The sequence below is a fragment of the Burkholderia sp. RF7-non_BP4 genome, assembly GCF_001521935.1.
In the GTDB taxonomy this organism is placed as follows: domain Bacteria; phylum Pseudomonadota; class Gammaproteobacteria; order Burkholderiales; family Burkholderiaceae; genus Burkholderia; species Burkholderia diffusa.
The window spans coordinates 1-23,241 of sequence record NZ_LOTA01000076.1; the positions used below are offsets into that span (position 1 = coordinate 1).

Sequence of the window (23,241 nt, forward strand, 5' to 3'; positions counted from 1 at the left end):
ATCGCCTTGCCGCCTGCCTTGTTGATCTCGTCGGCAACCGCGTTTGCGCCGTCCTGGTTCAGGTCGGCGATCGCGACCGCGGCGCCCGCCTTCGCGAGCTCCAGTGCGATTTCCTTGCCGATGCCGCTTGCGGCGCCCGTGACGACTGCGGTCTTGCCATTCAGGTTGCTCATTTCGAATTTCCCGTGGTGAAAGGTTTGACAGGGAGAAAGGACTGCGGACGTGTTACTGAGCCAGGTAATCGTAGACGACTTCGCCGAGGCCGAGTGTCAAATCCGCGACGAGGTGGCGCGCTTCGACGATCTCGAGCACCGGCAGGTCGGCCACCGGCGCAAGTGCGTGCGGCGCCAGTTCGAGCGAGGCGGGGCCCGTCCACGCGCCCTTCATCTTGATGTCCTGCATGTAGTAGCGCACCAGTTCGCATACGCGTGCGGTGCCGTCGACGTGCGGGATGATCTTGAGCAGGAAGTTCGGGCCGGCGAGGCGCTTCGTCTGCTCGTCGATGTCGAGTTCCTTGTGCTTGTAGCCCATCGTGCCGGTCGCGACGCGCACCTTGCCGTAGTCGAGCGTGCCCAGGATGTGATCGGTGTTCACGTGCAGCGTGGGCGACGCGAGTTTCTTCGGGAAACCCCACAGTTCGCGGCCGCCGGCGATCGGCGGGTGATCGTCCAGATACATCGCGAGCGTATAGCCGCCGGCCTGGCCGTTGTACTCGACGGGGATGACCTGGCCGCTTTCCGTGTAGTCGCCGAAGCCGGTCGAATCGGCCATGCGGATGAATTCGTAATGGACGAGCGGCTCGGTGACCTGCAGCGGCTCGGGCACGATTTCACGCAGACGGTCCGGATCGGTGCGATACGTGATGATCAAAAACTCACGATCGACGAAACGGTACGGGCCCATCGGAAAGGCGGGGCTGGTCAACGGCATCGCAAACGCTTTCGATCGGACATCGCTGGGTTTCATGCGGACTCCTTGTTGTTGATCGCTTCGTGGATGAGTGCTCGTAAGCCCGTAATCCTATGCCTGTGCGTTGCCGTTGTGCGATGCCGCATCTGGAATTAATTGTTGCCGATTTCGAATTATTTGCAACGCAAATATTGAGGCGAACGGTGCGAACGGCATGGAGCGCATGGGGCGGTCCGATATTCTCAGGCGTCGATGACGCCACGATGTGAAAAAGGTGAGCCTTTACGGGATGGTTGGTGAGCTTTTACAGGAGACGGTCGCGCGGGAATGTGACAATTGCGTGAACTTGTGTTGCAGTGCAGGCTCTAAGTGCGTTCGCGCGCGACGCACGCGCCCGGTTCTTATCCCCGGCCGTCCGACGCGTTAAGCATTGCTTAAGCGAGTGAGCACTAGCATCGTTCCAACCGACCGGCACGCCCGGTCCAATCGTTACGCCCCCACGCAACCGCATTCATGCAGAACCTCAATCTCACCCTGTTTTCCGCCGTCAATGCCGGCGCCGTGCCGCATCCCGGTGTTGCTCGCGTCGCGATCTTCGCCGCCGACTGGCTCGTCTATGCGCTGCCCGCGATGCTGCTGCTGACCTGGATCTTCGGCGAGCGCCCGACGCGCCGCCAGGCGATCGAAGCCGGCGTCGGCACGTGCGTGGCGCTGGCGCTCGCGCAGGTGATCGGGCATTTCTGGTTTTCGCCGCGGCCGTTCATGGTCGGCGTCGGCACGCAACTGATTCCGCATGCGCCGGACAGCTCGTTTCCGAGCGATCACATGACGTTCGCGTGGAGTCTTGCGGTCGGCATGATGCTCGCCGGCAGCACGCGGCTGACCGGGTTCGTGATGGCCGCGATGGCCGTCGTGATTGCATGGGGGCGTGTGTATGCGGGCGTGCACTGGCCGTTCGACATGGCCGGTGGCGTGCTGGTCGGGACGGCCGGCGCGCTGGCCGCGCATCTGTACGGACAACGCATCGTCGAGCTGCTCGAACGGATCGGCGACGTCGTGCACGCGGTGATGATGGGGCGCGAGCGCGCGCCCTGAGCGGGAGAACCAGGGGCCGGACGCCGTCAACCGGGCGTCTTGGCCGCTTCAGCCGAAGCGGACGGGCCGCCGCCCGCTTCGTGCAGTTCGGGCGTCTCGCCCGGGTGCTGTGCGGCGTCACGTTCGAGTGCGCTTTCCTTCAGGATCGCGCACATCGCAACGAACAGCGCGAGCACGACGGCCGCCAGGCCGCAATAGCCGGCGATCTTCAGGTTGCGAAGGAAAGGCGAAGCGTGGCTTTCTTTTGTCATGACCGGGCGCTCCTGGGCGGGCTGCGGCGGCTGTCGCCCGACAGCGGCGTCGCAGACATAGATATATACCAGCCGCCCCGCCGATGCCAAGCCCGCCGCTGCGCGGGCACCCGTTCGCGTCAGTCTTCCAGCGTTTCGTGCACGGCCGCCGCGCCGCGCTTCCAGTATGCCGCCGCGCGGATGCGCGACTTGTCGACGCCGCGTTCGCCGCTCAGGTGCTGCCGCACCGCGCGCATCGACTGCGCTTCCCCTGCCGCCCACACGTAACCGTCGCCGGAGGACGGCAGCGGCAGCTCGCGCACCGCATTCAGCAGCACGTCGCCGTCTGCCGCGTCGGCTTCGGCGCGAAAGCGCCAGATTTCATGCACGTCGGCGCGCGTATCGAACGCGATTTGCGCGGTGCGATCCGCGACTTCCAGCACGACCGCCGCGCGCGCACCGGCCGGCAATTGCTCGAGACGCCGCGCGACCGCGGGCAGCGCCGTATCGTCGCCGATCAGCAGATGCCAGTCGAAATCGATCGGGACCACGAACGAACCGCGCGGACCGCCGATGCCGAGCCACTGGCCGACGCGTGCCTGCGCCGCCCATTGCGATGCGGGGCCCGGATGGTTCAGCACGAATTCCAGATCGAGTTCGCAGGCGGCGCGGTCGAAGCGGCGCGGCGTGAAATCGCGCGCGACCGGCCTCGGTTGGCCTTCGGGAAATTCGGGGCCATTCGCGCCGAGCGTCGGCATCGTGGGCCGGTCGGCGCCGGGCGGCGGGAAAAACACCTTCACGTGATCGTCGAACGACGACGATTCGAAATCCGCGAGGTCGGGGCCGCCGAGGGTGACGCGCAGCAGGTGCGGCGTCACTGCGTGCACGCGCACGACCTGCAGCAGGCGGAACTTGAGCGTATGGCGCACGCGGGTGACGGCGCGTCCGGATGGGTTCTGCATCAATCCGTTCTCCTTGGGTTTTGACGGGCGGCGCGGATCACGCGCCGGTGCCGCCTTCGATTTCGGCCGTCGCGCGGCGCATGATTGCGGCGATGCGCCGTTGTTCGTCGGCGTCGGCGGCACTCTTGTGGAGCAGCGCCCGCTTCAGCGCGAGGCGGGCCTCGACGAACTCGGGCAGCCAGCCGGGCTGCGCTTCGTCCCGCGCTTCGCCGCCTGCCGATTCGCCGGCGAACGCGCGGCGCATGAATTCCATCTTGCGCGCGAGGTGCGTGAGACGTGCGAACAAGGTGTCGACGCGTTCGCGCTGCGCATCGAGGTGCGCGCGGCCGGCGTCGGTCAGCGCATAGCGCTTGCGGTTGCCTTCCGCCTGCGAGGCGACGAAGCCGACTTCCTCGAGATACGTGAGCGCCGGATACACCATGCCGGGGCTCGGGCTATAGAAACCGTTCGATCGCGTGTCGAGCGCCTTGATCAGTTCGTAACCGTGGCTCGGTTGCTCGGCGACCAGCGCGAGCAGCAGCAACTGGAGATCGTCGGAGCTGAACTGGCGGCCGCGCGGCATGCCGTCGTCACCGAAATCGCCAAAGCCGCCGCGTCCGCCACGGCCACCGAACGGGCCGCCGCCGAATGGATCGTGGCCGCGCCGATGCCGGCCGATTGCCTGCCAGATGCTGGCGTACCAGCCAGGGCCGGCATGCGCACCATGACCGTCGCATCGGGCATGGCCGCGGGAGGGGTTGTGTCGCATGATTGTGTCCTGTATGTCGTAAAACATATCTAAAGATATATATCGAAAGATAGGGTGTCAAGGGACAAATATTGGGGATGGAGAGGCCGCGGCGGTCGAGAATCTATGCTGCGACAAGGCACCCGGATCGACGTGGCGGACGGGACGTGCTTGTTCGTGATTTCGGCGCCGGCGTAGGATGCGCAGTTTTTCGATAGTGATATTTCGGGAAACGAAGAGCCCGTGACACGCTCATCGCGTCGGCCATCATGGCGCGGCGGGATTTAGTATCTTTCGTCGAATAATGTGAAAAATTGCCAATCGATGCACGACATTGTTATTTTCTTGTGACACTTTGATAAACTCGCGCGAAGCCGCCAGCCCTATATAGAACAGCACCATTCGGCGGCCCATAACGAATCAAACTGAGAGACCGCCGTGAACATCCGAGAGTCGTTTCGCAATTTCGTATCGGGAATCGATGCGAATCGGCGGCCCGTCGTGCTGAATTGGGGTAAGGCGCAGCACGCGCTGGAGTCGAAAATCGCGTTGCAGCACGCGAGCATCCACGAAAGCATGATGACTGGCATCAACGGTTATCTGACCTGCATTTCGCAACAAGGCGACCTGTCTCCGAAGCTTTTCATCGGCGCACCGGTTTCGGTTGGTGTCGTTACGGATCGCGGCCAGCTGCACGCGATCAATGCGATCGTCAGCGCCGTGCAGATCGGGCGAACCGACGGGGAGCTGACGGTTTACCAGTTCACCGTGTCCGACGCGGTGAAGCTGCTGGACAAGCGCACCAACTCTCGCATCTTCCGTAACGTGAGTGTCGTCGATGTACTCGGCATCGTCCTGAACGAATGGCGAGAGCGCAGTGTGGCCCTCGCGCAGGCGTTCGAGTTCGATGTGTCGCAACTGGACAGATCTCGCTATCCAAGTCGATCCTTCGTACGGCAGGTCAACGAATCTGACGCGCGCTTTGTCTCCCGGATCGCGCGCCGCGATGGCATCACCATGTTTGTGCGCGCCGGGCGGGTCACCGGCGATACAAGGGATGGCGATCCGCCCGTGCATACGCTGGTGTTCTGCGATGACTCGCAGAAACTGAGCGAGTCCTCTGCGGGTACGGTGCGCGTTCATCCGCGTGACGCCGGTACGGAACAGCGAGACACCATCACCGCGCTGACCATGCGCCAGCAACTGATATCGGGAGAATCGGTTCGACCTTCGTGGGACTATCGCTACGCCCGCGTGGACCTGTCGAGCGCATCGACGAAGATCGACCAGGGTGAATCGGGCAACGATCTCGCGAAATTGCTGACGGACATCGTGATCGACGTCCCGCATATGGCGGATTCGTGGGCCGACCACGAGCGGATGACGGAAGACCGCATTCTGGCTCACGAAGCGCAAGCGGTTCGATACGACGGTATCAGCGGCATTCGCGACCTCACCGTCGGATCATGGATCACGATCGCCGGCGACGAAGAATGGGGCATGCTCCCTTCCGACAAGCAACAATTCGTGATCACGTCGCTGCACCACGAACTCTGGAACAATCTGCCCAAGGGGTTGAACGAGCGTGCGAAGGCGCTGTTCGCGGCCAGCCATACGCTGCAACGGCCGCGAACGATGACCGATGGCGATCTGTCCGGGCAGGATACGCGCTACGAGAATGCATTCTCGTGCGTGCCGCGCGGCACGCCGCTCACGCCGCTGTACGATCCGAAGACCGATCTTCCGCCGACGCCGTTGATTACCGGACGTGTGGTCGGTGCCGATGGAGAAGAAGTCAGTTGCGACGAGAATGGCTGCGTGTTCGTGCAGATTCTCGGTCAGGATTCCCGCGATCATGCGCATGCGCAGGGTGCAGGAACGAACAGCAATGAGAGCGACAGCGCACCGATCCGCGTGGCCTCCAGTCTGGCCGGGCCGAATTTCGGAGAGACTTTCTTGCCGCGGGTGGGCACCGAAGTTCTGCTCGGGAGTCTCGGCGGGGATCCGGACCGGCTGGTCATCATCGGCGTGCTGGCAAACGGCGCGAACATGCCGGCGAGCTTCACTCATACGGGCAATTTGCCGGGCAACCGCTTTCTCTCCGGTATCAAGACGAAGGAAATCAAGGGGCAGCGCTACAACCAGCTTCGTCTTGACGACACACCGCAGCAAATCAGCGCGCAGCTTGCATCGGAGCATGCGCATAGCCAGCTGAATCTAGGCTACCTGACGCAACCACGCGACAACGGACAGGGTGCAGACCGCGGCCAAGGCGCCGAATTGCGCACGGACGCGGCAGCTGCGCTGCGCGCGGCGCAAGGGATGCTGCTGACGACATACGCGCGTACACAGGCGAGCGGCGGACAGCTTGATCGTGATGAACTCGTTGAGTTGCTCGGAGAATGCGCGGAGTTGTTCAAGGCGTTGGGAGATTACGCGGGACAGCATGGCGGCACGGCAACCGATGCAACGGGACAGCAAGCTGTCGTGACCGCCTTCAAGGGATGGACGCCGGGCGGCCGCGCTGCAGGCGACGATCGTGCGCCGAACGCCGACGCAGGCGACTCTCAGGCGCTGATGGCATTCGGCGCAAAGGCGGGTGCGCTCAATATCACCCCGAAGACTTACGTGACGTACGCCGGCGAGAACATCGATCAGATCGCGCGGCAGAACCTGCAATTCGTGGGCGGTCAGCGCGTGATCACAACGGGTGGCCAGGGCATCCACCTGTTCGGGCGCGGAGAAGGCGTCCGTGCGATTGCCGGTGAAGGCCCCGTTGTCTTGCAGGCGCAGAAGGATACACTTGCGGCGACCGCGCAGAAGGGAATACAGATCATGTCGGTCGGCGACGAGGTGTTGATCTCGGGCAAGTCGATCCGGCTCGTCGCGGAAGACGGAAGCTACGTGAAAGTCGGTGGCGGCGTCGAGGTCGGTTCCGACGGTGCGTTCACCGCGCACACGGCGGGGCATGATTTCGTCGGCCCGAACACGGACCACGTTGCGCCGCCGGCGTTCAATCGCGGTGGAGCCGATCAGAAGTTCCGCTTGCGGTATCCCGGCACCGACGGCGATGACGGTACGCATCCCGTACCGAACCGTCCATACAAGATCACGCTGCGCAACGGCCAGGTCATCAACGGGGTCTCGGACGCACACGGGCTGACGGAACTGGCATCGAGTGACGCGATGCACATTGCACACATCCAGGTTTTCGACGTTTAAGGCAGGCGACCATGACCGATACCACAACCTCGTCGGCCAGGATCGTCGGCGAACGTCAGGCGATTCTCAATTGCAACCGGCCGCAGGATGCGTTCGTCAATACCGACGTACAAAATCGCTTTCCGTGCACGACGATTCTGATCCATGGCGTGAATGACCTCGGAACGGATTTCGGCACGGTCGAAGGCGGACTGTGCGAGGGATTGAACGACCGCCTCGGTCGCACCGATTTCAAGGGCGCCGAGTACTCGCATGGCCGCATGGCGAACGACCCGAGCAAGGTGAGCGTCGCCGACATGATGAAGAACATGGACGACGTCATCTATCGTCGGCAGGAAAGCGAAGAGACCAAAAGCCCACTGATTCCGTTTTATTGGGGGTTGCGCGTGGGGAAGGAGGATTTGCCCCGGGACCCCAATAAGGAGACCGTCAACGGCCAGTATGTCGACCGGTTCGGCAACCGCCTCGATGAGCACCGCGCGCGCAACGGCGGATTCTTCGCCAATGCGACCAACAACATCCCCGACATGTTCGACTCGAATTTCAAAGGGGGATTGACGACGAAAATTCTCGACCGGATGCAGGGCGATCCGACGCACCCGCTTCGTGAGGCGGAAAATCGGCATTACATGTTGCTGGCAGCTCGACGGCTCGCGGCGTTGGTGCGGCAAATTCGCCTTATCGATCCGGACGGGACAGTCAACATCATTGCGCACAGTCAGGGCACGCTGATATCGCTGCTCGCCCAGGCCTATCTCGTCGAGGGGCTGATTCCAAACCAATGTGGCCCGGCCGATCGGCCTGCCGACACGCTGGTGCTGATCGACTCGCCCTACAGCCTGAGCGAGGAGTTCATGGATCGGCTGCTGCAACGCGGGGACCAGCAGCAGACGACCTACGCGCGTGCAAAGACCCTGGCAAACCTGGCTGGGCACGTGGCGGGCGGTAAATATCCGACGCCGCCACTCGATCAATTGAAGTACGAGCCAGGACGGGACAATTTTGGCATCGTCGGCCCAACTTGGGATCCTGCGCAGGCGACGCGCCTGAGCGGGTTGCAAGGCAACGAATGCGTCGTGTTCGCCGAGCGCGACAATCGCGGCAAAGTGTATATGTACTTCAGCCCGGAGGATGCGACCGTCGGTCTGCGTGGCGTCAATGGCATGGGGTGCTCGGGCTTGCCCGACTCAATCGACGTGCGTGCAGCGCAGCGGGGAAGCAAGCTCGAGAAAATCAATCTGCTGTCGGCGGCTTTCCGGCAGCGTGTCTTTACCCGGCGTCTGCGGCAGGGCAAGCCGGTTCAGGTTGGTACGCCGCCCGGAAAATTTACGATGCGAGAAAAGGGCGAAACATCCCATGGCTTGCCCGGCGGTTTCACGACATGGGTGAAATCGACGCAGATCGGCGTCGGTACCGAGCGCAATATCAATGGCGAAGCATTGACCCCACCGTTCGATCCCGAAATGGAAGGCAATGTGTTGCCTGGAACGGAGGCAAAGCCGCTCTCGGAAAAAAGTGCTGGCGAGTATGCGCCCGGCAAACAATCCATCGACCAGCTCGAAGCGGAAATTGCATTGAGCACGAACAGTGGCGAAGGTGCGTTGCAGCAATTGCCCGCGCAAACCATCGACTGGCCAACAAGCGAGGATGGGGCGCTACCGACCTCCGCGGAGGTGGCGGCGTCGTTGAATGCGGGCAAGGATCCCGACGATCAGTGCAAGGTAGGCCGGGTCGTGTCGACGGTACCGCCGTCGCCCGGGCACATCGTCGTCTATCGGCAGGAGACGCTCAACGAGGCGAAGGTGCGGCTGATGAATACGCATCTGGGAGAAAGCTCATATCACTCGGCGGTCATGAGCGGTCGTAGAAATCACCGCTGTGCGACCGCGTTTGATGTGTCGGTCGGTCAGGCACGTGTGCTTGACGATCCGGACTGGGCAAAACTCCTGCGGGCTATTGCTGATTGGAGACTTCCGGAGAGCGATATAGTAAAAGCCGAGAGGAAACTCGGGAAAAAACTCGACTCCGTAACATCCAGCATAGTAAAAGCAAATTGCAGCTATTACGAAAGTGGAGTTTTTCCGGAAGATGATATCGTGCCCAAGGATTTTCCCTACGGTGTGGTCAGCGAAACCAGGAAAAGCCGAAATAGTGAAGATGTAAAAGAGGCACGCTCGATACAATGACAAATCGATGCACCATGATTACGACAAACGTCACGCGACCACCAGCTGCACGAATATTTCTACTTGCACTTGCGATCCTGACGCTCTTATGGATCGCAGTCTTCGAATTTGTTGTTGGAAAGGAGGGGTTTTTGGGAGGAAATATTGCAATGTATCGACGCTTGTCGCTGTTGATCTTGCCGCCGCTACTGCTGGCGGCAGGCGTCAGTATTGCCTATGGTGCCTCGTTGCGTAGAGACTCGGCGTCTCGAGACACGCTGGCCGCCGCTCGTCCCTCCAGCGCAAATGAGGCTGTCGTTGCCGGGGAGGGATCGCGCGATGCACGGTTCACATTGGAGATACGACGCTTTGGCGTCGCCGTTGACCGGTTTCGCCAGCGTGCGCTATTGATGCGGCTGGACGAGGCGGGGGCTAATGGAACGTTGCTCCTGCAGGATCCCAAACAATATCCGTGGTCGAGTAGTGATCGAAGCTTTGCGGGACATAAGCGCGAAAACAACGTTTTCGGCTATACATTGCGCGGATGGGTCGATTATTGGCCGATTCCCGTGATAGTTGCCGGGCCGCCGCGCAATGAGAATGATCCGGATGCGGACCGGATGGCAACCCATATCAGTAGCGCGGATAACGGAGCGGGGATTGGTAATACCCTTTATACGAGACTCGATGAAATACATACTGCGAACGGGGATGATGTTGTCTCCAGAGCGTTTGATATTTTTGACCGAGAGCCGGACTTGCCGGCAGTGGTATTGCTGGTTGAGGATGGAATCAATACGCGATCCTATTTGGGTACTCCGGGTGCCGATTATCTGGGTTTGTCCACGAAAGATGGAAATTTCGTACCAAAGAATCCGGACAGTTACGTTGCATTGCTCGTGACGCGAAAGGATCGCGTTGACCGACAAATTCGCCCATATGTGGTGGATGCACCAGAGGCAATTGACAACACCCAAACGCGCTATGACGTGATCAAGCTCTGGAATTATTTTTGGCAGCTTCAGAAAGCCCACTGGAAGAAGGGTGAAAAGGAGATGCCGGTGGATTATTGGCAGGCGAAGCTCCCCGAGTTCTGGAACACCGCGTCGCCAAAGATGCCGAACGGCTTCAAGCCGAACCCGTGGGTGCCCATTCCCTGGACCACGTGGCAGTTGAAGGAGTACGACAGATGGCCGGTTCTGGCCAATCTGCATCGGCCAGTCCGGGTTGACCTTAGCAATGGGCACGGGGCGCCGTTGAAGAAGGGCGAGCGAATCGAAAAGATCCGCGCCGGCTGGCAGCAGGCAGTGGGCACGCTTGCGCCCGGCGAGCAACCGGGACGAATGTTTTACGATACCGGCGCCTCGACCGCCGATCTCGCATTGCTGGTGCAGTCGCTGCACGACAACCCGCAGCATATCGACATTGACGATCCGAAAGACGCCTTCGACATGCAGCGCCGTATCGGCGGCGATACTGGAACGAGCTCGATCTGGGTCCAGACCGCGCTGGCGCTGATGATGGGTTATGGCGACGGGAAGACGAGCGCACTGATCAACATGCGGGATCCGCTGCACGCCACGATCGTCATGTTGACACCGCCGGACGCGGCGTCGCGGCAGGCGCATCCGCAGACGTTCAGCTGGGATTTTTGACGGACCGGATCAACACGTCATGGGTCAAAAGCGATACATCATCGAAGGCGATGTGCACAGCCACGGCGGACGCGTTGTGTCCGGGGCGCCCAACTCGCGAATCAACGGACGCGCGATTGCGCGCTTGCACGATCCCGTGATTTGCGCGATTCACGGCCTGACCTTCATTGCGACGGTGTCGGGCCACGCCCGGTTCGACGGGCAGGTCGCCGCCTGCGACGGCGACTTGCTGGCATGCGGAGCGCGCCTGATCGCGAGCCAGGATCAGACCGGCGGCTAACGGAAAGACGGGGCACGTGGGCGGTGCGCCGCTCGGTCTGCGCGGTCCGCGTCCGATCGCACCGGCGGTGCTCAGATCACGAATTCCATCGGTCTCGTGCCGCATTGCGCATCGGGTAACGGTTCGCCACGCTGCGCCGCGGCCAACAACCGGCCGATCGCGATATGAACCACGTCGGCACGCACGCTCGACGGGGTGAAGCCTGCGGCGTTGTCGAGTCCCTCGCGGTGCGCACGCATGATTCGCACGTCTTGCTGGATCACGGAATGCGTATAGAGATGCAGTAACGGTTTCAGCGCGCGCAGCACCGCGGCCGGCAAAGCAAAGCGATAGGCGATGTACGTATAGACGCGCGATCGACGCGTGTCGAGCGGCGTGATCTGACTGATGATCAGAAAACTCGAGCGGCTGCCCCAGTGATAGTCGCACCGCGTGACGTTCGGTGCATAAAAATGATCGGTATGCCGAAGCGGTTCCCTGGCCGGATTGGTCAGCCAGTCCAGCATACCGATCTTGTCGCTGTCATCGTGATACGTGACCTCGACGCTCTGTCGCGTGAGTTCAACGGTCGCCCGTAGTCGCCGTCCAGTGGACGAGCGGAAGATCCGGTCGTGCACGAACACCGTATGCGGGACGTCCATGAAGTTCTCGACCAACGCGCCGAGATCGCCATCGAACGTATTGACCATGTAATACGACTGCCACGGCCGCTCGCCGTGGTGTGGCATGTTGAACGGTTGCTTCAGCGCTGGATCGCCTCGTCCGCGGTAGACCCAGACGAGACCGTGCCGAGTCTGCACCGGCAACCTGCGCTGACGATACGGATAGGTCGTAGCGGTCGGTGCGGCGCTCGCGCCGTCGATGCTGGGAATTCGGGTGACGCTGCCGTGCTGGTCGTAATGCCAGCCGTGATACGGACAGACGAGGCAACCGTCGATGACCTTCCCGGCCGACAAGCGGGTGCCGCGATGCACGCATTGATCGACGAGCGCGACGATCTCGCCCTCGGCCGCCCGGAATAGCACGATGCCGAGGCCGAGTACGCGCGTGCTGAACGGTTTGTCCCGCTTGACCTCGACTTCGGTGCACGCGACGTACCATTGCTCGACGAGCGCGCCGAAAGCTTCGCCTTCGAAATCCGGCACGGATTCGTCGCAAGAGGGATGCGTTGATGCGATCGATATGTTCAACATGAGCACGCGTCCTCGATGAATGCGCGGAGTGCGTCCACCACGGCGGGCTTGGCTACCAGTGCGCGGGGTTTTACATCGCCAGCCCGGATGCCGGCACGCTCGTGGGCGCGTTGGACGAGATCCGCCAGTTGGGCGGCGCCCCCGGGCATGCGAATCGCGCGCAACGGGCCAAGCTGGCCGACCGTGCGCGCGTGCCGGTAGTGAAAAGCGCGGGCGAGGGACTCTTCCAGAGCGTCGCGCAAGATGGCGACGTCGTGCGTACCGGTTGCAAGTAGCAGCATGTAATGTGGCGGATTCGCGTGCGCGCACGGAATCACGCAACCTTCATCGCCCGGTTGCAGCACCTCGGAAAGCGACGCAGCCAGATAGGCTTCGTCCAGCTTTTCACCAACCAGATCGCTTTGCGTGCCAGCCCGTCCGACGAAGGCCACGCACGGCGTTCGTCCCGCATATCCGGTTATACGGACTCGATCGCCGAGCCGATAGCGGTACAGACCGCCTCCGGTCGTCACGACGACCTCGACCGTATCGCCCGGCTTCAATTCTTCCACGCCTATCGCGGTTCCGTCGTCGAGCAGGAACTCCAGGAAGTGGCTGCAGACGGCGAGGGGGCAGCCGGCCGAGTCGCCGAACGGCACGCTGATCACCGCCTCGGTGGAGAACAGGCCTTTCGGAAGCCACGCAGCGTGCGGAAACAAGGTGCGGGCATGTGCCGCGAACCGTTTGCTTGGACCGTCCATCCAGCAACTCACTGCGGCGAGTTGTGGCCACAACCGATCGCAGTGGCCATCGTCGAGTGCGCGCCGCAGCGCTGCCGTACGGTGCGACGGCAGCGAATCGAACAGAAAGGCAAGCGTATCGCGGCGTTGCGGTTCGGCGTGGTCGAACAGCGGGCGAAGCAGACTGGTCAAGAAGGTCGGGCTCCATACGCTGATGAAGGCCAGATCATCGGCAGCGATCAGTGCGCGCAACGTTTCGTTGCGCCACGTCCTATCATCACTCGACAGCGACGGTGCGACGAGCGTCGGCAACAGATCGACGAGCGGGCTGTCGGCGAGATAATCGAGATCGCTTTCTGATCCGATCATGATGCCGTTGGGAGCGCGTTCGCGCGCTTGCATTGGAGGCGACATCGACCAGTACGCACGCCCGGCCGCGACGCCGGGCACGGCGCGGTGCAGATCGGAGAGCCAGACGATCAGCGCGAACTGCAATTCCTCGAGAAAAGCCTGCGTGTAGGGAATGAGCTTCTGCTGCTCGCTGCTGCCACTCGTGCGCTCGAAGAAACGCGGCGCTTGCGCGGTCAGGATCGGAGCGGAATCCTGGAGTGCACGATCTATCCATCGGGACATGTCGGCGTAGGGGGCCGCCGGCACGCGCTCGCGAAATTGTGCCGGATCTGCGATTTCGGCAAACCCGTTGGCAGTGCCGAACGCCGTGTTCCGATTCGCGGCGAGCAAGCGCGACAGATAGGCCGCCTGCGCGTCGCCCGGCGCATCGAGTGCGGTCAGCCAAGCGCGGCGGTAGGGTTCTGCAGCAGCGGCAAACGTCGCCCACGCATTCTGTGCACGCACGTGCGTCCTCTCATCAGAAATAGGTCTTTTCTAGCTGTGTCAGATCGCTGGGCAAGCGCCGGGGCGCCTCGAACACATGCAGCCAACCGTACCATAGCGGTCGCGTCTCCGCCGCGTCGGAGCATGCATGAAGCTCCTGCCAGCGCAGGCTCGGATGCCGGTGATGCGTCAGGTTGTAGTTGAAGTTGAGGAACGCCCAGCGGATCAGTGCGGGGGCACGCATGTTGTATGTACCCTCGATGACGTCGAGCGGCGTGTGCATGTGATACACCCACTGGAGCGACGACCACGAAAACGCGAATGCGACGTAGGCAAGCGCGATGTCGAGTACGTGCCAGTCGAGCAATGCACCCAGTGCAATCCATGCGGCCACGCCTGCCAGGGTCTCGTATCGAATTCGTCGAAATTCGGCCCGGTCGAAGTCTTTGAACGCAGCCGCATACGTGTTGTCGTGTCCGTACTTCGCCCAGCCATACGGGATGCGGCTTGGTAGCACGGCCAGCATGAAGCTGCCCGCGAAACTCGCGAACCAGATGCCGCCGACGATCGCCGCGTAGTATTCGATTCGCTTGCGCCACAGCGAAGTGTCCGGCTCGACGAAGTCCACCCGCTCCGCAGGCGTTCGATTGCGTACGTGGTGACCGAGATGATTCACGTGGATCAGCGTTGCCGCCGCGCCGAACATCGTCGATGCCCACCACATCATCAAGTAGTTGACTCTCCCGCGCCGATGCCCGAAACCGTGAAAAGTCTCGTGCATCATCGAAAATACACCTTGCATGATCAGGCAGAACGGTACGAGTGATACCCAGCGCAAGGGGTTCGTCCCGTGCGACAGCCACGTCAGGATGCCGGCCCATGCAACGCTCTGCAGCGCGAGCACGCAGAGATTCAGCCGATCGAAACGTCGCGAACGATTATCTATGGCGCTTGCATTGGCAACGAACATACAATTCGGACATGGATGGTGGCGGCGACGCAGAGCATACCTTCGATCGCCATCATCGAACAATACGCTCGCCTGCGCTGACTCTGTGCGTTACGCCACGATCGGCCATGACCATGTCCGCCAAACGAACCGACGATTCAATGCATGAACGCCGCAACGACGCAGCAGACATCCGTCGGCGCAATCCGCGTTTTCGCTTTGCCGACCACATTCCGCGCTATTGGTATCGCGATAAACGCCGCGTGACGCGCTTTTTCGACGCGTTCTCGATCATGTTTCCGCTTGGCGAGAAGTTTTTTGTCGACAGCGTGAGGCAGTACCGCGACGCGCTGCCGGCCGACGGCACGCTCGCCACTCAAGTGGATGCTTTCCTGTACCAGGAAGCCGCACACATCCGCGAGCATCGCGCGTATAACCGGCGCCTGGCTCGCCAGGGCATGCCGGTCGACGCACTCGAGGCGCTCATGCGGAAACGGCAGCAGCAGTGCCGGCGTGTCGCGTCACCGCTACTTCAACTGACCTTCACCGCATGCCTTGAGCACTACACGGCCATTCTGGCCGATCTGCTGCTGCGCGATCCGGCCATTCTCGACGGTGTCGACCCGTCGATGGCCGCGATCTGGCGGTGGCATGCGATCGAGGAAACCGAACACAAGGCCGTCGCGTTCGATGTATTTCGCGCCTGCGGCGGCGGCGCGATCAAGCGCTATTTCATGCGGACGGCGGCGATGCTCGGCGTCACGGCATGCTTCATCGTCGATCTGGGTTATTTCATCATCCGTCTTGCGCATGCCGACCGCGACGTCGGCAATTGGCGAAGCTGGGCACAGCTTGGCTGGTGGCTGTTCGGTGCGCAGGGCATTGTTACCCGCGTGCTGCCTGCATGGCTGGCATGGTTCTCGCCGCGTTTTCACCCGGCCCGAATCGGGAATCCGGCCACGCTGGCTGCCGCCCGCGCGGCACTCGCTGCCGATGGCGTGACGACGGAGCCGGCATGAGAGCGCGGTGCCCGGCGTGGTCGCCGTCCGGTTTCGACGAGTGGCGGCAACACTACCCATCGACGCCGTTCGAACCGCCGCCTGCGGCACTCGACTGGACCGGGCGCTTCATCGACTGTTGGCACGCGCGTGGCGCTCACGCATCTCCGGATACCGTAATCGTGCTGATTGCTGGACTTTATTCCGAGTGGATTCCTGCCTGCTTCCGGCATGCTGCGAGCGCGTTGCGTGCCGCGCGGCACCCGATCCTGCGTGTACCGGTCCGCTCGTCGCGCGGGGTTGCCGAGCAGGGTGCGCATATCGTGCGCGACCTGTATGCGCGCCTGCCTGATGACCGCCGCTTCATCGTCCTCGCCCATAGCAAGGGCGGGCTCGATGCATTGGCGGCGCTGCGTGCGGATTCAGGGCTTCGTGCTCGCTGCGACGGTATCGCGCTCGTTCAGCCGCCCGTCGGCCCGAGTGCGATCGTCGACGGCCTGCTCGGGCAACGAGGGGCGCGTATCGATCCAGCATGGTTGGGTCGAGCCGCCGGGAGACTGCTGCGCACACGCTGGCTGCATGCCGGCTCGCGCGATATCGGCAGCGGGCGCGACGCGGATATCGCGAATCTGTTGTCCGTATTGCCCAATGGGCTGCACTGTATGCATGTCGTGAGCTGGTCGATAGAACGCACGTCCCGATTCGACGCACATCACGCACGCCTCGACCGCTACCGTCCTGGTTGCGCGCATGACGGACAATTCTATCTCGACCATCAGACGATTCGCGGCATGCCGCAAGTGTGTGTGCCGCATCTCGACCATGGCCAGCCTGTACTTGGTGGCGCCGGTTTCGATGCGGGGCGGTTTTGGCTTGCACTCGTCGCGCTCCTGAACGAGACGCGAGTAGCAGCGGTCGCGAGCGGTCAGACGAGATAGATCTCGAATCCCGGGATCGCTTCGGTACCGCCCGGATCGAGTGCGCACGCGCCGGGCGTGGATAGCGTGTATAGATCCATCGGCAGTGCGGTGTACCGATAGCCGTGCAGCGCGGGCCATAGCGGATCGTGATCGTACAAGCAGAGCTGCAGCAAGGCGTAGCGGCTCCGCTCTCGTTGCCAGACCGCATCGAGCAGCGCATGCGCGATGGCCGGGTCGCGTCCGCTCACATGCAGATGAGTCAGGTAAATGTCACGAAGCGGCTGGCCGGGTGCTGCGATCGTGGGGCGACCGAGCAACGGCGCGATAGCGTTGAAGCCGTAACGCAGCGCACCGAGTGAGCGCGGCAAACGTTCCAGGACGATGCGCTTGATACGTCCCGCATCCCACGGGGCCACGCAGCCCACGATACGACCGTGCGTGTCGCGTGCGACCAGAAAGCGCTCGATCCCGAAGTCGGGCCAGGTGCTCAGGCGGCGCGCGAATTCGTCCGCAGTAAAGACGCAACCGAAAGGTTGGAAGCGCGACTCGTGGTCCAGGAATGCGCGGAGCGCGTCGGCATCGGTGGCTGACGCGCCCGTGATCCTGACGGAGCCGGCGCACCGCGCAGCAATACGCCGCGCGTAGATCGATACGTTACTGTAGCCGCGCCAATGTCGAAATCCAAGCTGGGTCCGCTTGCCTGTCCTGAATAGCGATTGCGTTGCGATCCGGTTGTCGCGAATAACGCAGCAGTACGTATGTAGCACATCTTCGTTCCGGGCAAGATCGGCGAGGCGATCGACGACATAGTCGACCCACGTGCGCGCCAGTTCACGATCGGGTGCGATGCGTAAGTCACCGAGGTAAGCGATGCGCTGTTTCTCGCCGGCGAGGTAGCCGTCGCGAACGACCATGCTGGCCATCCCCTTGACGCGACCGGCGCTGTCCTCCGCGAGCCAGGTTCGATAGTCGTTCGAATGACACCGATGCAGCGCGAAGTAATCCGGTGAGCGATCGAAACGAAGCGGCATGTCGCCGCGCATCGCGTAGCGCGTTTGAAACGCCAAGAGTCGCTCGTTGTCGACCGCAGTGGCCGGCCGGATCCGCGTCATCGGCTCATTCACCGGTGAAGATCCGCCTTGCCATCGGCCGAAGGTTTTCCGGCGTCAGTTCGCACAGGCAGACGAGCTCGTTGCCGCGCGCGTAGTCGGGATTACGTTCGAGAAAATAAGCGACGTCCGGCAGTCGCCGGTGCATGTCCGGAACATCGGCCAGGGCGGTGGTGAGGCGGCCTTGCGGCACCACAAAGTCGAGCACGCCGGACGCGGTGTCGTATGCGTGCCCGAAGCGCTCGACAGCCAGATGGTCGAGCAACGCCTGACTCGCAGGTTCAGCAGGACGATCGAATCGGGGGATGAAGTCGTGCGCGAACGCGCGCAGGTAGCGGTACGTTCGATGACCCTTGCAGATGAGAAACCAGTAGAGCGCCAGGTCGGGCGCGTGGCGCTTGAGTTCACCGGCGAGCCGGATCCAGCAAAATGCGAGTTGCTGACTGCCCCAGCACGCGGGATCCACGATCGTATCGCCGGAAAACAGGATGCGCAGCGTCGTGCCGCGCCACTGCTGTTCGTAGAGTTTCAGCGTGGAGAAGCCGCGCAGTGCACCCGTGTCGTCGCGCATGATGACGCAATGTGTCTTGTCGTCGAGATCGTGCTCGAAGCGTGCCCGTTCCGTATCCCGGTAGCAGGTCGAGTAGAGCGCATACATATCTGCAACGTCGACGTCGCGCAGTTGCGCACGCGTGATGGAACTGGCTCGAAGCGGCATAGCGTCGTTATTCATGCAAGCTGAAACGATTTATCATGATACGCGATCGAGCCGCTCCCTTTTTTCCCCATGCGCGCCATACCTTCCGTTTCCGTTTCCAGCGTACCGTCAGCGTTCGATGCGTGGCGGTGGCTCGCAGTCTACGTGGCCGTGTCGGGCGTACTGTACTTCTGGGTCACGCACGCACCGATGGCGCCCGTCGTGCTGTTGCGGCCGGGGCGGTACGATGCACTTGTACCGCGCGTGCCCGCCAGCGTGCCGCTTTATTTGAGCTACGCGCTCGTGATGCCGTCGATCGTCTGGTTCGGTCGGCGCCGTGCCTGGCTGTTGCCCGCCTTTTTCGCAGGTGCACTTGCCGCAGGCCTGTGCCTCGTCAGTCATCTGTTCTGGCCGACCGCGGTCGTTCGTCCGCCGGCCGCGACAGGATGGCTCGCATGGCTGTACCGGATCGACACGCCGCTCGCCGCGAGTCCATGCGGGCATGTTGCGCTGCCGGTGGCGATCACGGTGGTGCTGACGGCGCTACGCGTTCGTGCCGCGTGCTATTACGCTGCGTGGAGCGCAGTGTTGGCGTTCACGGTCCTGACGACGGGGCAGCATCTGGTCGCGGACATGCTCACCGGAGTCGCGCTCGGCATTGGCGTGGGCGGTGCGACGGCCGTGCTCGTTCGTCTCGACGTTGACTTGCGTACGGCGGGGGCATTGCTGCTCGAATGGCTCTGCATCATCGTCACGCTGCGAGTAGCGTTGTCGGCTGCGCACTGGGCAGGCTACCTCGTCGCGGCCGTCGTTGTCGCGACCCGACAACACGCGCTATTCATCCTGTATCACGACGCGACGCACTATCATTTGACGCGCCGCCGTTTCGCGAACGACTTTCTGATCAACGTCGCAATCGGCGTACCGGGACTCGTGCCGGTCGAATTCTATCGACCGCTGCATCTCGCCCATCATCGTCACGTCGGGACTTCGCAGGATCCCGAGCGGAATTATCTGTATCACGCGCAGCCATGGAAGTTCGGGCCGCTCGACACGCTCCCGCTCATCCGGCAATTGCTCGGCGATCTGCTCGTCGTCAACATGGTGAAAAACATGCGCGCCTACCGGCGGGCGAACGGGCGAGGTGCGCCCATGTCACGCTCGGGGCTTTCGGCGATGGTGATCTGGGGCATTTTGCTGGCGCCGCTGGTCCATGGATGCACGGCGCGCGAACTGCTGACCCTGGCAGCGCTCTGGTTCGTTCCTCTCGTGACGATCGGGGCACTGCTGCAGAAGATCCGCAGCATGGCGGAACATAGCGGTGGCCCGGGCGTCACGGCAGGCTGGCACGACTGGACTTACTCGTGGCGCGTTGGGTTACTGGGGCGCTTCCTTATCTGGCCGTACCACATCAACTATCACCAACAGCATCACCGCGAACCCGGCGTGGCGTGGCATCGTTTGCCCGGATTACGGGCTGCGGACGAGCCGGTTCTGTCGTCGCGGCAACTGCCGGCTTTGCTCTGGTCCGGCGCATCGAGTCCAGTCCGGGTAGCGAAAGAGGGAAAAGGCTCGGCCACGATGCAGTGACGTTGCCCGGGCGGCCTCGCGCATGAAGTCGGCGACGGTTCATTGTGAGTCGACGCTTCGAGCCGCAGGCCCGTTGCCCGCAACCTCAGACCGCGCTCGCTGCGTCGATCTTGCGAATGTCTTCCTCGTCGAGCCGCACGCGGATCGCCTCTCCGAGCAATGCGAGCTGCCCGAGCGACGTCGCACTCGCGATCGGTGCGGTGATCGTCGGCCGCGCGATCTGCCATGCGAGCGCGATCGCGGCCGGTTGCGTACCGTGCTTCGCCGACACGTCGTCGAGCGCCGCGAGAATGCGCAGGCCGCGCGCATCGAGATAACGGGCGACGCGATCGCCGCGCACGCTTTTCTTCAGGTCGGCTTCGCTGCGGTACTTGCCCGACAGGAAGCCGCTCGCGAGCGCGTAGTAGTTGACGACGCCCAGTTTCAGGTCGCGCACGACCGGTTCGAGATCGCGCTCGTACTCGGCGCGGTCGATCAGGTTGTATTCCGGCTGGATCACCTGATACGCGGGCAGGCCGTTGCGCTTGCTGACGTCGGCGGCTTCGCGCAGGCGTGCGCCGCTGTAGTTCGACGCGCCGATGATGCGCACCTTGCCCGCGTCGATCAGCGTCTGGTAAGCGGAGAGCGTTTCTTCGAGCGGTGCCGTGTCGGCGAGATCGCGGTGCGAGAAATACAGGTCGATGTAGTCGGTCTGCAGGCGGCGCAGCGACTCGTCGGCGGCCTTCAGGATGTTGTCCTTCGTCAGGCCGGCGCGCGCCGCGAGCAGGCCGACCTTGGTCGCGATCACGACCTGATCGCGCTTGCCGGAACGCTTGAGCCACTTGCCGATGATCGTTTCCGATTCGCCGCCGCTGTTGCCGGGCGCCCAGGCCGAATAGACGTCGGCCGTGTCGATGAAGTTGATGCCGGTGTCGGCGAGCGCGTCGAGCAGTTCGAACGATGCGTTCTCGTCGACGGTCCAGCCAAAGACGTTGCCGCCGAAGGCGAGCGGGGAAACCTGGATATCCGACGTGCCGAGGGTGCGTAGTGCCATGTTGCTCTCCGGAATCTGAGGGGTGACGGGATGAACGACAGGATTGGCCGGGATGAATGCGACGGGAAGGCGAACGGGCGAAGCGCTTTCGCCGTTGTCGCGGACACCGGAACATTCTCGCCGATCGAGCGGAATCGTGCAGCGGACGGCGGATGGTCCGTCCGGCAGATGGATGATCCGCGCGGCGGCGTTCGATCCGGAACTGAATATTGAGGCGTCCGGGGAGATGCAGGCGGAGATCCGGCGTATCGCACCACTCCGACGGAGCGGAACGAAAAACGGGCGGCAAAGTTGCCGCCCGCGATCGATCGGCGCCTCAATCCGTTACCGCAACTGCACGGCCGCCAGAAACAGCACCATGCTGCCGATCGCGCCATCCAGCACGCGCCACGCGACGGCCTTGCGGAACCACGGCGCAAGCAGCCGCGCGCCGTATCCGAGCCCGAGGAACCACACGACGCTGACCGCCATCGCGCCGATCGCGAACGCAAGCCGCGAGCCTTCCGGCTCGCGCGCGCCGGCCGTGCCGATCAGCAGGAACGTATCGAGATACACGTGCGGGTTGAGCCACGTGAACGCGAGCGTCATCAGCACGATCGCGACCGCGCTCTGCGGCGGCGGCGCGACGGCATCGCCGCGCACGTCGAGCGTTTCGTGTCCCGGCTTGAACGCGCGACGCAGCGCGTTGATGCCGAACCACGCGAGATATGCGAGGCCGACGTACAGCACGACGTGGACGAAGGTCGGATAGCGCTCGACGAGAACCGATGCGCCGCCGACGCCCGCGCCGATCAGGATCATGTCGGACAGCGCGCACAGCAGCACGATCTTGCCGACATGCGAGCGCATGATGCCTTGCCGGAGCACGAACGCGTTCTGCGCACCGATGGTGACGATGAGCGACCCGCACAGGGCGGCGCCGTGGGAAAAAGCGATCCAGTTCATGATGGGAAAGAGGTGAGGCAGTAGACGGGTGAATCGGTTGGCGCTAGTCTGCGGTCAGCCGAAACATAAGAGAAGCTAATTCACCTAATGCCGATTAAGGAAATCTAATGCTCGACTACGCATTGCTCGACGCTCTCGCGGCGGTGATCCGGTACGGATCGTTCGAACGGGCGGCGAGGGAGCTGAACGTCACGCCATCGGCGGTATCGCAGCGCGTGAAACTGTTGGAGGAGCGGGTCGGCAGCGTGCTCGTCAAGCGCGGGCAGCCGTGCGTCGCGACGACGTCGGGCGCGTTGCTCTGCCGGCATACGGAGCGCGTGCAGTTGCTCGAGGCCGAACTGGGTGGCCGGATGCCGGCATTGCCCGGCCAGATCGCAAGCGCATGGCCGATGTTGCGCGTGGCCGTCAACGACGACAGCGTCGCGACCTGGTTCATCGATGCGGTCGGGCCGTTCTGCACCGAGCGCGAGACCTTGCTCGACCTCGTGATCGACGACCAGGACTACACGGCCGCGCGCATTCGCGACGGCAGCGTGCAGGGCGCGGTGACCGCGCAAGCCGAGCCGATCCAGGGATGCCGGTCGACGCGGCTGGGGCGCATCCGCTATCGCGCGGTGTGTTCGCCGGCGTTTTACGACCGCTATTTCGGCGCGGGCATCACGCGCGATGCGCTACGTCGTGCGCCGTGCGTGATGTTCAATCCGAAGGACGGTTTGCAGGCGCGCTTCATCCGGCGCGTGACGCGCGCGGACCTCGATCCGCCGCAACACTGGATCCCGCACGTCGCGGGCTACCTGCGCGCATGCGAAACGGGGCTGGGATGGGGAATGTGCCCGGACCGGATGGTCGATCGCCAACTGGCGGCGGGCGAACTGGTCGACATGTCGCGCGGGCGGACCGTCGATATCGACCTGTACTGGCAGAGCTGGCGTTTGTCGATCGGCTGGCTCGACGATTTCAGCGCGGCGCTGAAGGCGCGCGCCGCACTGTTTCTCGACTGATCGAAGCG

21 protein-coding genes are annotated in these 23,241 nt (G+C 62.9%); 9 read left to right on the forward strand and 12 right to left on the reverse strand.

Annotated elements, in window-relative coordinates; all coding sequences use genetic code 11:
- Positions 1-173: SDR family NAD(P)-dependent oxidoreductase (locus tag WS49_RS22795; RefSeq protein WP_156441434.1), on the reverse strand; the 173-nt coding region annotated here is incomplete at its 3' end.
- A 52-nt stretch (positions 174-225) separates the two neighbouring features.
- Positions 226-966, reverse strand: coding sequence for an acetoacetate decarboxylase (locus WS49_RS22800; RefSeq protein ID WP_006485181.1), 741 nt, complete (start codon positions 964-966; stop codon positions 226-228).
- Positions 967-1,422: 456 nt separating this feature from the next.
- Between WS49_RS22800 and WS49_RS22805 the strand changes: the two genes are divergently transcribed.
- Positions 1,423-2,004, forward strand: a complete 582-nt coding sequence (locus WS49_RS22805; protein WP_059533534.1) for an undecaprenyl-diphosphatase — start codon at positions 1,423-1,425, stop codon at positions 2,002-2,004.
- Positions 2,005-2,030: 26 nt separating this feature from the next.
- Here the strand turns inward: WS49_RS22805 and WS49_RS22810 are convergent, their stop codons facing one another.
- The 3 genes from WS49_RS22810 to WS49_RS22820 all read right to left on the reverse strand — a co-directional run bounded on the left by WS49_RS22810 (position 2,031) and on the right by WS49_RS22820 (position 3,944).
- Positions 2,031-2,255 (reverse strand): hypothetical protein, encoded by a 225-nt coding sequence (locus WS49_RS22810; RefSeq protein ID WP_059533537.1) that lies wholly within the window; start codon positions 2,253-2,255, stop codon positions 2,031-2,033.
- A 119-nt stretch (positions 2,256-2,374) separates the two neighbouring features.
- Entirely contained in the window at positions 2,375-3,196 is an 822-nt protein-coding gene (locus WS49_RS22815) for a siderophore-interacting protein (protein ID WP_059533539.1), read from the reverse strand.
- Positions 3,197-3,233: 37 nt separating this feature from the next.
- Positions 3,234-3,944, reverse strand: a complete 711-nt coding sequence (locus WS49_RS22820) for a PadR family transcriptional regulator (RefSeq protein WP_059533790.1) — start codon at positions 3,942-3,944, stop codon at positions 3,234-3,236.
- 417 nt (positions 3,945-4,361) lie between these two features.
- Between WS49_RS22820 and WS49_RS22825 the strand changes: the two genes are divergently transcribed.
- From WS49_RS22825 to WS49_RS22840, 4 genes are read left to right on the forward strand one after another with little or no spacing between them, the layout of a single operon-like run.
- Positions 4,362-7,145 (forward strand): type VI secretion system Vgr family protein, encoded by a 2,784-nt coding sequence (locus tag WS49_RS22825; RefSeq protein ID WP_059533541.1) that lies wholly within the window; start codon positions 4,362-4,364, stop codon positions 7,143-7,145.
- An 11-nt stretch (positions 7,146-7,156) separates the two neighbouring features.
- On the forward strand, positions 7,157-9,331 hold the full coding sequence (locus tag WS49_RS22830; RefSeq protein WP_059533543.1) for a T6SS effector phospholipase Tle3 domain-containing protein: 2,175 nt from the start codon (positions 7,157-7,159) through the stop codon (positions 9,329-9,331).
- A 14-nt stretch (positions 9,332-9,345) separates the two neighbouring features.
- The gene (locus WS49_RS22835; RefSeq protein ID WP_082725558.1) at positions 9,346-10,965 is read left to right on the forward strand and encodes a type VI lipase adapter Tla3 domain-containing protein; all 1,620 of its coding nucleotides are present in this window, start codon (positions 9,346-9,348) and stop codon (positions 10,963-10,965) included.
- 52 nt (positions 10,966-11,017) lie between these two features.
- Positions 11,018-11,245, forward strand: coding sequence for a PAAR domain-containing protein (locus tag WS49_RS22840; RefSeq protein ID WP_257127766.1), 228 nt, complete (start codon positions 11,018-11,020; stop codon positions 11,243-11,245).
- A gap of 71 nt (positions 11,246-11,316) precedes the next feature.
- On the opposite strand, the gene WS49_RS22845 is transcribed toward WS49_RS22840, so the two are convergent.
- Genes WS49_RS22845 through WS49_RS22855 form a run of 3 tightly spaced genes read right to left on the reverse strand, consistent with a single transcriptional unit; the run spans position 11,317 to position 14,961 of the window.
- Positions 11,317-12,390, reverse strand: a complete 1,074-nt coding sequence (locus WS49_RS22845; RefSeq protein WP_059533792.1) for an aromatic ring-hydroxylating oxygenase subunit alpha — start codon at positions 12,388-12,390, stop codon at positions 11,317-11,319.
- Positions 12,391-12,431: 41 nt separating this feature from the next.
- Complete coding sequence (locus tag WS49_RS22850; RefSeq protein ID WP_059533548.1) at positions 12,432-14,012, reverse strand: GH3 family domain-containing protein; 1,581 nt, start codon at positions 14,010-14,012, stop codon at positions 12,432-12,434.
- 13 nt (positions 14,013-14,025) lie between these two features.
- Positions 14,026-14,961 (reverse strand): fatty acid desaturase family protein, encoded by a 936-nt coding sequence (locus WS49_RS22855; RefSeq protein ID WP_059533550.1) that lies wholly within the window; start codon positions 14,959-14,961, stop codon positions 14,026-14,028.
- Between the two features lie 11 nt (positions 14,962-14,972).
- On the opposite strand from WS49_RS22855, the gene WS49_RS22860 reads away from it, so the two are divergent.
- The gene (locus WS49_RS22860) at positions 14,973-15,959 is read left to right on the forward strand and encodes a metal-dependent hydrolase (RefSeq protein ID WP_257127767.1); all 987 of its coding nucleotides are present in this window, start codon (positions 14,973-14,975) and stop codon (positions 15,957-15,959) included.
- Between the two features lie 161 nt (positions 15,960-16,120).
- The gene (locus WS49_RS34045) at positions 16,121-16,876 is read left to right on the forward strand and encodes a hypothetical protein (protein ID WP_257127768.1); all 756 of its coding nucleotides are present in this window, start codon (positions 16,121-16,123) and stop codon (positions 16,874-16,876) included.
- Here WS49_RS34045 and WS49_RS22870 read toward each other — a convergent pair.
- Positions 16,864-17,982, reverse strand: a complete 1,119-nt coding sequence (locus WS49_RS22870) for a hypothetical protein (protein ID WP_257127769.1) — start codon at positions 17,980-17,982, stop codon at positions 16,864-16,866. The two genes, WS49_RS34045 and WS49_RS22870, sit on opposite strands and share 13 nt — an antisense overlap.
- On the reverse strand, positions 17,975-18,538 hold the full coding sequence (locus WS49_RS22875) for a hypothetical protein (protein WP_257127770.1): 564 nt from the start codon (positions 18,536-18,538) through the stop codon (positions 17,975-17,977). The genes WS49_RS22870 and WS49_RS22875 overlap by 8 nt, the downstream gene beginning before the upstream one ends.
- Before the next feature lie 297 nt (positions 18,539-18,835).
- Between WS49_RS22875 and WS49_RS22880 the strand changes: the two genes are divergently transcribed.
- Positions 18,836-20,254: a fatty acid desaturase family protein gene (locus WS49_RS22880; protein WP_257130210.1), complete on the forward strand. Its 1,419-nt coding sequence runs from the start codon at positions 18,836-18,838 to the stop codon at positions 20,252-20,254.
- A gap of 85 nt (positions 20,255-20,339) precedes the next feature.
- Here the strand turns inward: WS49_RS22880 and WS49_RS22885 are convergent, their stop codons facing one another.
- Both WS49_RS22885 and WS49_RS22890 read right to left on the reverse strand, forming a co-directional pair.
- Positions 20,340-21,287 carry an aldo/keto reductase gene (locus WS49_RS22885; RefSeq protein ID WP_059533560.1) on the reverse strand — a complete coding sequence of 316 codons (948 nt, stop codon included), beginning with the start codon at positions 21,285-21,287 and terminating at the stop codon, positions 20,340-20,342.
- Between the two features lie 324 nt (positions 21,288-21,611).
- On the reverse strand, positions 21,612-22,232 hold the full coding sequence (locus WS49_RS22890; protein WP_059533562.1) for a LysE/ArgO family amino acid transporter: 621 nt from the start codon (positions 22,230-22,232) through the stop codon (positions 21,612-21,614).
- A gap of 107 nt (positions 22,233-22,339) precedes the next feature.
- On the opposite strand from WS49_RS22890, the gene WS49_RS22895 reads away from it, so the two are divergent.
- A complete protein-coding gene (locus WS49_RS22895; protein WP_059533564.1) occupies positions 22,340-23,233 on the forward strand; it encodes a LysR family transcriptional regulator ArgP in 894 nt (297 codons plus the stop codon).
- Positions 23,234-23,241 lie beyond the last annotated feature (8 nt).

What these genes read in the sequence shown, in the direction of transcription:
- WS49_RS22800 (WP_006485181.1), bottom strand. Translation starts at nt 966, where the DNA reads ATGAAACCCAGCGATGTCCGATCGAAAGCGTTTGCGATGCCGTTGACC.
- WS49_RS22805 (WP_059533534.1), top strand. Translation starts at nt 1,423, where the DNA reads ATGCAGAACCTCAATCTCACCCTGTTTTCCGCCGTCAATGCCGGCGCC.
- WS49_RS22810 (WP_059533537.1), bottom strand. Translation starts at nt 2,255, where the DNA reads ATGACAAAAGAAAGCCACGCTTCGCCTTTCCTTCGCAACCTGAAGATC.
- WS49_RS22815 (WP_059533539.1), bottom strand. Translation starts at nt 3,196, where the DNA reads ATGCAGAACCCATCCGGACGCGCCGTCACCCGCGTGCGCCATACGCTC.
- WS49_RS22820 (WP_059533790.1), bottom strand. Translation starts at nt 3,944, where the DNA reads ATGCGACACAACCCCTCCCGCGGCCATGCCCGATGCGACGGTCATGGT.
- WS49_RS22830 (WP_059533543.1), top strand. Translation starts at nt 7,157, where the DNA reads ATGACCGATACCACAACCTCGTCGGCCAGGATCGTCGGCGAACGTCAG.
- WS49_RS22835 (WP_082725558.1), top strand. Translation starts at nt 9,346, where the DNA reads ATGATTACGACAAACGTCACGCGACCACCAGCTGCACGAATATTTCTA.
- WS49_RS22855 (WP_059533550.1), bottom strand. Translation starts at nt 14,961, where the DNA reads ATGTTCGTTGCCAATGCAAGCGCCATAGATAATCGTTCGCGACGTTTC.
- WS49_RS22860 (WP_257127767.1), top strand. Translation starts at nt 14,973, where the DNA reads ATGGATGGTGGCGGCGACGCAGAGCATACCTTCGATCGCCATCATCGA.
- WS49_RS22875 (WP_257127770.1), bottom strand. Translation starts at nt 18,538, where the DNA reads ATGCGCGACGACACGGGTGCACTGCGCGGCTTCTCCACGCTGAAACTC.
- WS49_RS22885 (WP_059533560.1), bottom strand. Translation starts at nt 21,287, where the DNA reads ATGGCACTACGCACCCTCGGCACGTCGGATATCCAGGTTTCCCCGCTC.
- WS49_RS22890 (WP_059533562.1), bottom strand. Translation starts at nt 22,232, where the DNA reads ATGAACTGGATCGCTTTTTCCCACGGCGCCGCCCTGTGCGGGTCGCTC.
- WS49_RS22895 (WP_059533564.1), top strand. Translation starts at nt 22,340, where the DNA reads ATGCTCGACTACGCATTGCTCGACGCTCTCGCGGCGGTGATCCGGTAC.